Annotated in this window: 10 protein-coding genes; 3 read left to right on the top strand and 7 right to left on the bottom strand. The window is 53.7% G+C overall.

The window, feature by feature from the left end:
- Window positions 1-95: 95 nt before the first annotated feature.
- The 6 genes from DP106_RS14580 to DP106_RS14555 form a co-directional block, all read right to left on the bottom strand.
- Window positions 96-2,591 carry an efflux RND transporter permease subunit gene (locus tag DP106_RS14580; RefSeq protein WP_120086493.1) on the bottom strand — a complete coding sequence of 832 codons (2,496 nt, stop codon included), beginning with the start codon at window positions 2,589-2,591 and terminating at the stop codon, window positions 96-98.
- Window positions 2,592-3,121: 530 nt separating this feature from the next.
- Window positions 3,122-3,727, bottom strand: a complete 606-nt coding sequence (locus tag DP106_RS14575; protein ID WP_120086491.1) for a TetR/AcrR family transcriptional regulator — start codon at window positions 3,725-3,727, stop codon at window positions 3,122-3,124.
- A 206-nt stretch (window positions 3,728-3,933) separates the two neighbouring features.
- Window positions 3,934-5,103 (bottom strand): AI-2E family transporter, encoded by a 1,170-nt coding sequence (locus tag DP106_RS14570; RefSeq protein ID WP_120086489.1) that lies wholly within the window; start codon window positions 5,101-5,103, stop codon window positions 3,934-3,936.
- Between the two features lie 386 nt (window positions 5,104-5,489).
- Entirely contained in the window at window positions 5,490-5,759 is a 270-nt protein-coding gene (locus tag DP106_RS14565; protein WP_205738958.1) for a hypothetical protein, read from the bottom strand.
- 51 nt (window positions 5,760-5,810) lie between these two features.
- Window positions 5,811-6,068, bottom strand: a complete 258-nt coding sequence (locus DP106_RS14560) for a DUF7520 family protein (RefSeq protein WP_120086487.1) — start codon at window positions 6,066-6,068, stop codon at window positions 5,811-5,813.
- A complete protein-coding gene (locus tag DP106_RS14555) occupies window positions 6,058-6,291 on the bottom strand; it encodes a hypothetical protein (protein ID WP_120086485.1) in 234 nt (77 codons plus the stop codon). The genes DP106_RS14560 and DP106_RS14555 overlap by 11 nt, the downstream gene beginning before the upstream one ends.
- 85 nt (window positions 6,292-6,376) lie before the next feature.
- On the opposite strand from DP106_RS14555, the gene cdd reads away from it, so the two are divergent.
- The 3 genes from cdd to DP106_RS14540 all read left to right on the top strand — a co-directional run bounded on the left by cdd (window position 6,377) and on the right by DP106_RS14540 (window position 8,901).
- Window positions 6,377-6,826 carry a cytidine deaminase gene (gene cdd, locus DP106_RS14550; RefSeq protein ID WP_120086483.1) on the top strand — a complete coding sequence of 150 codons (450 nt, stop codon included), beginning with the start codon at window positions 6,377-6,379 and terminating at the stop codon, window positions 6,824-6,826.
- Window positions 6,823-7,668 carry a nucleoside phosphorylase gene (locus DP106_RS14545; protein ID WP_120086481.1) on the top strand — a complete coding sequence of 282 codons (846 nt, stop codon included), beginning with the start codon at window positions 6,823-6,825 and terminating at the stop codon, window positions 7,666-7,668. Before cdd ends, DP106_RS14545 begins: the two co-directional genes overlap by 4 nt.
- Before the next feature lie 66 nt (window positions 7,669-7,734).
- Window positions 7,735-8,901 (top strand): NAD(P)/FAD-dependent oxidoreductase, encoded by a 1,167-nt coding sequence (locus DP106_RS14540; protein ID WP_120086479.1) that lies wholly within the window; start codon window positions 7,735-7,737, stop codon window positions 8,899-8,901.
- 182 nt (window positions 8,902-9,083) lie between these two features.
- On the opposite strand, the gene DP106_RS14535 is transcribed toward DP106_RS14540, so the two are convergent.
- Complete coding sequence (locus DP106_RS14535; RefSeq protein WP_120086478.1) at window positions 9,084-10,553, bottom strand: lipopolysaccharide biosynthesis protein; 1,470 nt, start codon at window positions 10,551-10,553, stop codon at window positions 9,084-9,086.
- Window positions 10,554-10,620: the final 67 nt, after the last annotated feature.

Here is a 10,620-nt window from a genome sequence, read left to right as displayed (position 1 = left end):
TCTCGTGAGCCAACCAGAACCGAAGGTTCTGGTGACGACGACTAACTGGTATTCCTCATGTGTGGGAAGCCGCGCCGTTTACGGCGCGGAGGATGTCACTTGATGAGCGACGATTGTATACGGTGTTTCTGCAGGATATCGCCACCACGTTTCCAGATCACGATCGTAGTTGGAAGTGCTACGACTGAGGCTACAAACGAGTACAAGACGCTAAGTGCAATGAGAAGCCCAAACTGACCGAGAATCGGGATAACCGCAAGTATTAGGACACCTGTTCCCGATGTCGTTGTCAGCATACTCCCGGCTAACGCACCACCGGTTCCTCTCACACTTACTGCAAGTGCCTCATACAACTCAACGGATCCGCGGTACTCCTCGGAGAACCGGTGGACAAGGTGTGCAGAGTAATCGACTCCTAACCCGATTCCAATAGAGAGCGTCGTTCCGGTAAGCACATTGAATGGGATATCAAGGTATCGCATAGTTGCCGCAAGAGCCGCTATTGTTAGCAAAATCGGAACCAAGTTTGCAATACCGAGCCCTGGTCGCCGTTCGAGGATCCAGTATGCGATCACAAGAAACACAGCTGACGCAAGAATTGCAAGCGCTAAACTGGTGTATGCCGATTCAGCAATAACATCCGAGACAGCTTTTGTTACCACAACACTACCGGTTGCAGTTGCCGACATCTTTGCATCGCTAGCCAATTTTTGAGTGTCAGTCGTTATTTGTTCCTGACTTTCCTCGGATTTGACTGAGTAGACAATCCGGGTGCTTGAGTAGTCAGCTGTCATATACGACTCGGCTTGATCCGCATACGGTGAATTGAATAGGTTGTTGTAGATCGCATCAAGGTTCTGATCCGGAACACCGTTATCATTCATATCGTTTCGGGCAACGAGGTTTTTAAACTCAGGGGAAGCGCGCTCGTATTGATTTATCACACTGAGTATGCTTGTTGCATCAGCTCTGTTCCCGTTTCTCACAAAGGAGTCCGGCGGTTCCTCATTTAACCGGTATAACTCCTCTAAACGGGAGTCTCGTTGTAACTCTCCCTTTATATATATGGTGACAGTATCACTATCACTGCTTTCGAACGTCTCCTCTAGAAGATTGATAGTTTGTGTCACGGTGTACCCACTCGGTGCGATCGACTCTGGGAGTGCTTCTACATACTCCGGGCTTTCTTCAGGCGGAAGGAAGTCCTCGGTAGCGAATCGGGTGTCGATACCGGTGCCATAAGCACCCATCACAGCGGTGGATAGCAGAATCACAGCAAAGAATACGTGCGGACCTCGCCGTGCGATCGTTACTCCAACTGACAACACCTTGCCTGTTGCGGAGTCTTCTGACCCAAGTGGTGTGATACTGAATGATGGGAGGTTGTACTGTTTTCGTTTGGTATCAACCAAGAGCTTCAGGGCGGGCAGGAATATGCCAAAAATCAAGAAGGTGAATAGTATCCCCACACCAGCAACAAGGCCAAGATCTTGAATAGGGCCAAGATCGCTGGTTAGGTTTGCAGCAAACCCAAGAACGGTTGTTCCAGTAACGATAAAAAATGCAGGAAGTAGTTGATCGGTCGCAACCTCCATTGAATCCGTTGGATCTGTGCCTACCACCCGTTCTTCGCGATACCGGTTAACTGCGTGGATACCAAAGTCGATCCCAACTGCAAGCAGTAGTGGCGGTACTGTGATCAGCATTTGCGTAAAGGCGATTCCAGCCCACCCCATGAACCCGAACGTCCACACCATTGTCATACCAATGCAAACTAAACCAGTTACCAAGTCGAACGGGTCTCGGTAGGCGATGACAAGAAAGATGAAAATTAGCACTGTTGCTGCTGGTATGACCAAGATGAGTGAGTCAGAAATAACGCTACTCAGTTCGGCTGAAACGAGTCCACTACCAAATACGGTAATATCACTATCAACAGAGCCTACTACGAATTTTGCTCGTTGTTGTATCGGTGTCAGTGGCGAGGTACCTTGTGTGCCAGCGCTGCTATCATCAGACAATCCTGGCAGTTGATGGGTAACTGTTGCTAGCGCTGCCGACGCCGACGGATCTTGGCTGTTAAGATCCTTACTCAAAAGCCCAGCTGTTGATGATTGCTCATCAAGGATCTGCCGTACTGCCTGTCTAATATCTGAACGGCTTGACCGTTCGATGGTGCGCACCTGCCTCTCTAAGGTAGTTGCTTCGGGGTTCAACTGCTGAGCAACAATCCGGGCGAAGCTATTTGTCCCAACTATATCCTGCGATACACGTTGGTCAAGTCGATACTGCGCTTTTAGCATCGAAAGCAGAGAGGACTTGCCGAGTACATTTTCCTCCTGTTGTAATAGTGTCGTACTCTCGGTTCCGCCCGCGAACGGTTGCTGTTCAAAGTTGTCATTTACATCCTCAAAGGCCTCCTGTGCGGGAACGCCCTCTGTGAACTGGGATGTGCCTGAATCTGTTGCAGTCATCCCCAGACCGGCAGAGAGTATCAGGGTGATGACAAGGAACGCAAGTATGACCGTTTTATTACGATCTACGATCCACCTGTCGATGATATCGATATATCTCTGATATTCGATGTTCATATCTTAGATCCTAACTGGAATGCTGCGCCCGGAGTTGGTAACTCACGTAGTTGATTGAATATTCAGTCATTTATGCTTTCTGGATCTTCCATGCTACGAGAATAGTTTAGAGTATCTCCTAAGAGACAGCTTCACAGCGGTGTCTCCCAACTTGAACCGGTACAAGATGAACAGACTCGTGTTCAGTGACATACCAACCCGTTTCTCAGACAGAGATTACTGCGGTGATGGTTATTGAATGTTCAATCAAAAAGCGTATACACACGCAACTGACATCGGCTTATGATGCCTCAGGGTACAAACTTACATCCAAGAGAGTATGTTGAGACAGTTTACCTAACGCCAAAAGGTGGGGAAAATATGCACATACCGTTTCAAACTGGCCCTTTGTGTGGACAACAATCGGCATCGATGCGGAAATCCATTACTCTGTATCCTCCCGCCCACCGATCGTGGTGCCAGAGGTGTTTATCGCTGTGGGAAGAATCTACAGAAACAATAATTGAACAGATAGGTTGAATGAACTGTGGTCACTCATTTGACGATATCAAACACTGATCGATATATCGCCGGAACTCGATTTTAGAGCTCCCAATGATATTGTTCTCATTTATGGTTTGTTGACCCTGTACGCCTACGATAACTGTCTGAAATAGTGCTGCAGCCTGCTTTGGTTTCTCGACATCAAATACGCCTTGCTCATTTCCCTCGCGAATGACTAGTGCGATCTGCTTCTGGACAAACTCATCGCTACGCCTGAATAGTTCTCGATATTTCTCATTGTGCGCAGTTTGTGCGCGTAACTCTAAAACTGCCTTAGAAAATTGTGCATTTGATCCCTCTGCGTCCCCGAATATCTGATCAACAATTTCATAGATATACGCTTTGGGGGACTGTGTTGAAACGGGGACTTGTGATTCGAATTCTTCTAACATATACTCAAGCAGGTCTAAAAGCAGGTCATCTTTGTCTTCATAGTGGTGGTAAATGAGAGATTGGCTCTTATTGAAATGATCCCCGATCTTAGAGATCGTTAGGTCAGCGTATCCATGCTCGCATAGTGCATAGAATGTGGCTTCTAAGATTTCCTCACGCGTGCTGGGTGTTGTACTGAAAAAATGAGTTTCATTAGCCATTCTTGTTCAGATTCAATGTTTTCCTCCAAGCCACTATACACTATCTATTTAGTTCAGTACTCACCAGAGGTAATTAACTGCGACATCAGTCGGTACCATCTGTGTATTATTATCCTTCAGATCTACGCACAGAGGGGTGTAGTTTTACAAACTGTGTGCCAAGTTACTAGAGAGACACTGAGCGTAAAGACTTCTGGTAGTTGGGTTCAGTAGTCGGAGAGAGTTGCTTGTTTGTGTGGGTGCTTACCCGAGAGTACGTACGGTGCAATAGTTCTAACGAACTGTGTGATGAGGACAAGGAGTATCGGGGCGAGAAAGATGCCGTAGAATCCGAACGCGATCGGCCCAAGAATATATGCAAACATTAGTAGGCCGATATGTGTCCGATTACCGCTTACATACGGGCGAATCAGGAAATCAGGGATCGTATCAACGACGACGAACGCCAAGACGAGAAACAGGATCACGAAGCCGAACGCGCTTGCTTGACCACTGGTGACGGCTGCAACCGCGAGAATCGCCCCGACAGGAAGATACACGATTTTCATCCCAACCACTGGAATTAAACTCCCGACACCCGTGAGCGCACCAACCAAGGGCGCAAATGGGACGTTTACCACCCCGGGGGCAACGAGATTATAGCCGGAAAAGACGAAAATACCGATGATACCGGTTGCAAGTGCGTTTAGAATGTTGCCGAAAAGGATAGAAGATAGTTCATCGTCAACAGCTACGACGTACGACTCGACAACGCCCGATTCATCAAAGTTGCTGAGGAACCAGCTTGTGAGTCGTGAACCATCGGTGAGCAGATAATATGTGCCGGCCAGCAGAATGAATCCATTGAGTGCTCCGTTTGCAATAAACCCGATAGAACCGGTTAGCGTAGCAGTCACCTGTTCGACCCATGTCTGTACTGCGGAATCGTTGAGAATCCCGACAACCTCCTCAGGACGCATTGTCAGGATGTCACCGGCCTCTAATTCTACAAGTGGTGCTGGAAGTCCACTTCCTTGTGCCGACTGGAGTGCGGAGAGGTATGCTGCACCAAACCCGTTCCCGCCAGCGAGTCGTTGGATTTCGGGCACTACCAGTACAAGCGTGTAGGTGAGTAAGCAAAGAAACGGGAGGAGGAACGCAGCAATCGTAGTCACAGCAAGCACTTGACGACGATACGGAATCTGGCGGCCTTGGAGTCGCGGTGGAAGTGAGAGGGTCTCGAGCTTATCATAAATCGGGCGGCTTGCGTAGTAGAGAAAGATAGTAAATATTAGCGTTGCCTGAAACTGGAGCAGCACAAAGACGACAGCAGTTATCAATCCCAACCCTCCGATCGCAAAGAGGATTCGCCGGCGTAGTCCTGAGTCGTACTCCATCTACGTACTAACGATCATCTTAGGAAAAAAGATATGTTGATATGGCGTGAGGGACGCTACAGTGTCAGCATCTACGATTTTACCTCTCCGACAACAACGTAGTTCCCAAAGCGAATCCAATTAGCTTGTATCGGACGCCGGTACAGGTTCGGGGTTGGCACATTCTCTCAAGCCTCTCGGGCTGGTAGGTCTATCGTCTCTCTGAGCAGGTTTGTGAGTAGCATGCTCTCAGCTCACTATGGTCGGTTCACTGCTTGAACCCACTGGGCGGTACATCTGTTTTGCACATCGGTCTGAATCAACTCTCGCTCCCTGCTTAACAGATTTCACCCGCCACGAACCGTTTGACTACGGGAGCCGCAACTTCTGCTTGGTAGTCGACACAACTACCGGTCGTCGAGAAAATCCGTGCTGAACACGATATAGGTCAACGCGGTCGTAAACAGGATCGGCGGGAGTTGGGCAAACGCCCACAGCGGCTCCAAGCCGAAGTTGAGAATCAGGATTGCGTTGCCGACGCCAAGCGCGAGAAACGGCAGCGCGTAGAGGGCCGCCTGCCGGCGGTTGCGATCGCTGTCACCAACCGACTCCGTGGGTGGCTCCGAGCCCGCCATCGGTTCCTCCGGCCCCTCAGTCTCGTTCGTCGGCTGTGCCATACCCGACTGTCGGCCCCAACGAGTAAAAATCAGCCGACTTGGTGATAGGGGTCAGTCGTATCGTGAGGCCACCGAGACCAAGACATAGAGCGTGCCGATCGCGGCGGCGATAACACCCATACCGTAGAGCGTCATCGCGCCTGGCGAGATCGGCACCGTCACCAGCCCAAAGGGTTCGATAGCGTTGATGTCGCCACCGCCGTTAGAACCGACAATAAAGCCGAGGGCGCCGCCAAGGGCGATCATACCGAGCCCCAAAAACGAAAGAATGCGCCGGCCGGCACTGCGCTCGTCTGATTCAGTCGTCACACTGCTGGTAGGAACCGCGCTGAATAGAAGCTTTCCGTTGCGGTTCCGTCGGTGCCATAGCGATCGAAATGAGGATCATCACGACAGCGACCCCTGAACCGATCCCGACGCCGGCGAGCAGTGGGATCGTCAACCACCAGCCCACGGCCGTACCGCCAACGACCGAGACAGGCATCGCGGCCAACAGCCCGTCGTAGCGCGTCAGCGACGGCGGTCGGTGCATATCAGTGTAACACACCGCCTGCTAATTAAATATTATTATCGAGTGTACCGCCAAGCTATTTCCCAGTCGGCCAACCCACCACTGTATGGACACGCTGATCGAACGCGCCCGCGAGGCGCTCACGACGGCCTACGTGCCATACTCCGAGTACCGCGTGGGGGCCGCACTCCGGACAGCCGATGGCGATATTTTCACCGGCTGTAATATCGAAAACGCCAACTACTCCAATAGCCTCCACGCCGAGGAGGTAGCGATCGGGGCGGCAGTGGCAGCAGGCCACCAAGAGTTTGACCGACTGGCGGTCAGTTCAGGCGTCCGGGATGGGGTTACGCCCTGCGGCATGTGCCGACAGACACTCGCGGAGTTCTGTGAGGATGACCTCATGGTCGTCTGTGATTGCGGCGATGATGAGGTCGCCACCTACACGCTTGGGGATTTACTCCCCGAAACGATCACAGAGTCAACATTGATCGACGCCGCCGACAACGATTCGCCACACGATACGCGTGAACCAGACGGGAGGGAGTCATCATGACTGACAGCGACGGCCCAACAGACACAAGGGACAGCGAAGATCCCAACACCGACCGCCAGTACCATCTTGAGGTCATCGCTGACGACGTTGCCGACAGCGTCCTGCTGCCAGGAAACCCTGATCGACTGGCAAAGATCACTGACGTCTGGGAATCAGCAACGGAGGTCGCCAGCCACAGGGAGTACCGCACCGCGACCGGCCGGTATCGAGAGACGCCGATCTCGGTCACCTCAACAGGGATCGGCGGCCCCTCGACAGCTATCGCCGTCGAAGAGCTTGCCCGTGTTGACGCGAAGACGCTCATCCGCGTCGGCTCCTGTGGCACCGTCCGCTCGGATATCGCCGTCGGCGACCTCGTCATTACCTCGGGAGCGATGCGGGGCGAGGGCACCAGCAGCGAGTATATCGACAAAACGTATCCGGCAAATGCCGACTATGAGGTCGTTAGCGCACTCGTTGCCGCCGCTGAGCGATTAGGCCACGACTACCATGTCGGCGTCACCCTCAGCACAGACAGCTTCTACGCTGGGCAAGCCCGGGCCGGATTTGAGGGCTATGAGGCACCCGGCAGCGACGATCTCGTAGAGACACTGAAAAATGCCAACGTCGCCAACATCGAGATGGAGGCCGCGACGCTGCTGACACTGTCGAATCTCTATGATCTGCGAGCAGGAGCGGTGTGTGCCGTCTATGCCAACCGCGAAACCGGAGCGTTCGACACGGTTGGCGAACGAAAAGCGGCCAAAACAGCAAGCCTTGCGGTCGCGCTGTTGGCGGAGATGGACGCCGCAAAAACGGCCGCCGATGTCGACCGCTGGCACCCGGGGCTCTCAATCGAGTAACTCGACCGAAACACAGCGCGGCAACGTTCCAAAGCCGCTTTATTCGAGGACCCCAGAGAGAGGGGTATGTCAGCCAACGTCGTCGTTGTCGGTGCCGGCTATGCCGGTGCTGGAACCGTCAAATCGTTTGAAGACGAGATCGATGAAGGGGAGGCCGAACTGACCTGGATCTCCGAACACGACTACCATCTTGTCCTCCATGAGACCCACCGCGTGATCCGGAATCCCGAGGTCGAATCGAAGGTGGCGATCCCGGTCGAGGAGATCAAATCACCGTCAACGAACTTCATTCGTGACCACGTCACCAACGTCAACACCGACGAGCGGACACTCGAACTGCAGGATGGCGACCCTGTCGACTACGATTATCTGCTCTTGGCGGTCGGTAGCTCAACCGCCTTTTTCGGAATCGATGGCCTCGAAGAGCACGCCCTGACGCTGAAAAGCCTTGATGACGCCCGCGAGATTCATGAGGCGGTGCGGGCGGCCGGCGAGGAGGCAACCCAATCCGAGCCAGCACAGGTGTTGGTCGGCGGTGCAGGGTTGTCGGGCATTCAGATCGCCGGCGAGATCGCGGGCTACCGGGATGACACCCGCGCGCCAATCGACATCAAGCTGATCGAAGGACTGGATGAGATCTTCCCGGGCAACGATCCCGAGGTACAGGGCGCGCTCCGAAAACGCCTGCTCGATCGCGATATCGAGATCTTCACCGGCGATTTCATCTCCGAGGTCACCGATGAGTTGGTGCATCTTGGCGAAGATGAGTCGATGCCCTACGACGTACTTGTGTGGGCCGGTGGCATCACCGGCCGGGAGACGGTGGCCAACAGCGACCTTGAGAAAGATGAGCGATCGAAGCGCGTCCACGCCGAATCAGACTTCCAGACCAGCAACGATCGGGTGTTTGCGATCGGCGACACCGCACTGATCGACCAAGGCGACGACGAGCAGGCCCCGCCGACCGCGGAGGCGGCGTGGACGGCGGCAGAGGTTGCCGGCGAGAACCTGGTTCGCGCACTGCGTGGCGCGCCGCTGAAGTCATGGCAACACAAGGACAAGGGGACGGCCATCTCAGTCGGCGAGGACGCTGTTGTTCACGATGTTATTGGGATCCCGATCACCACTTTCGGTGGGGTTGCTGCTCGGACACTCAAGAAGGCGATCGCCGCTCGGTGGATCGCTGAGGTGAGTTCGACGAAGCGAGCGATCAGTGCTTGGAGTGACATGTAGCACAGACACACAAACACATCATCAACCCTCGATCCGCAGGTGAGCGTAGTCATTTTTGACCGGGCTGATGTAGACGCGACGGTGACAGGTTGGAAACAGTAGAGTGATCACGGGGTAATGTTACACCATGATCGCAGAGGGCTGACAAACAACCGCGTCTCCGATTCTCCCGATCGGTGCCCTCAATGGGGCAATCGATCTACTGAAAGCTCGTATGTCCGCCGGAAAACCGCCCGCGCTGGTGCTGACACAACCCACAGCGGAACCCCAAACCCGATACAAGCGGCTACGATCCCGGCGACGGCGGCGATAACTGGCCCACCGCCAACCTGTAACACGCCCCAGACCGTCGTATACACCACCGCCGACTCAGCAACGAGAGCCGCCAGAAAATGCAGTCCGACGGTCGTATCGATCAGTGTTGAATCAAGAACCTGGCGACTGTAGTAGATCACATACCCTCCGACAACGAGATTCATCACCACGTAGCCCACAGCCCCAGCCAGCGCCCCAAAACGGACACCGAGCACCGCTGTTAGCGGAACGCTGACAACCAGCCCGTACAACTTTGTCCGAAAGCTCAGTCCCGGGTGGCCGAGCCCTTCGAGGACGTGTGATGACAGTGTCCAAAAGCCGCGGAAAATGTTGATCCCACCGACAATGATCACCGTCGTGGAAAACTGGACTGGCGCAGAAGGAAATGCCAACGCCGCGATGAGCTCACGTGTCGAGAGAAGATACCCAAACACAACAAAGGAAACCCCACTGCCGCCGGTGACGACGGTATCGATATACCGGCCGACAGCAACACCAGCAGCGTCATCGCCACTCACCTTTGTCAGCAACGGATTCGACAGCTGCCAGGCGATCGTCGCGCCAAAATCACCGAATCGATCGGCAGCCTCATAGATCCCAACGGCCAGCGGTGTCGAGACGATGCCTAAGACGTACACTGGCATGTTGTACGAGACCCGATCGAGAATCTGATCAGGGATGCTCCATTTCGCATACCCCCACGCACGGGAGAGTTCATGCCGATCAGGGAGTGTTGGGATGACACGGAGGCCCACCGCAACCAGACCAAAGACGGTGAGTCGAACACCGATCATGACCGCCATGAGCTCCGTGACTGTGGCTATCGACTGGGTTAACACTAGGAGCACACCCAGCTCTAGACTACTCTTGACGCTGTTGATCCACGTGACGGCACTGGGGTAGCCAACCGCACTAACAAGACTTTCAACGGTCATGACGAGTGCTGTCGTCGCCGCAAACACCCCCAAAATCCGAAGCAGCGTCCGATCAAACACTGTGATCTGGGCGAGATAGCCACCGATTGTGAAGCCAACGACACCAAGCACCGATAGATAGGCGATCCCAAAGAGCACTGCAACACCAAGATACGCTTCCACAGATTCACCAGGTTCGGTGCCGATTTTGTGGAGGGTCTGGGTAATTCCTCTAATTGGCCGCAACACCAGTGCGATAGTCAACACCGCGAAGAAATACCGTCCGGTGACCGACGGTGAGGTAACAAAGGCGTAAATGAGGCCGCTCACCGTGTAGAGTGTGGTTGCCACCAACGCGCCACCGGTCGTCTGAATCGACGAGGTAAGCAGATTGAGGTCGTTGCCGTCACGCTGGGTGACCATGCCAATATATACTCAGTCGATCACATCGGGTTAGTTTGAGTGTCTGCTTGGAGAAGATATGCACTCG

Origin of the sequence: Halonotius pteroides (genome assembly GCF_003605635.1) — an archaeon.
Taxonomy (GTDB): Archaea; Halobacteriota; Halobacteria; order Halobacteriales; family Haloferacaceae; genus Halonotius; species Halonotius pteroides.
Note: the sequence above shows the minus strand (reverse complement) of the source record. Positions and strands in the feature narration are given on the sequence as shown.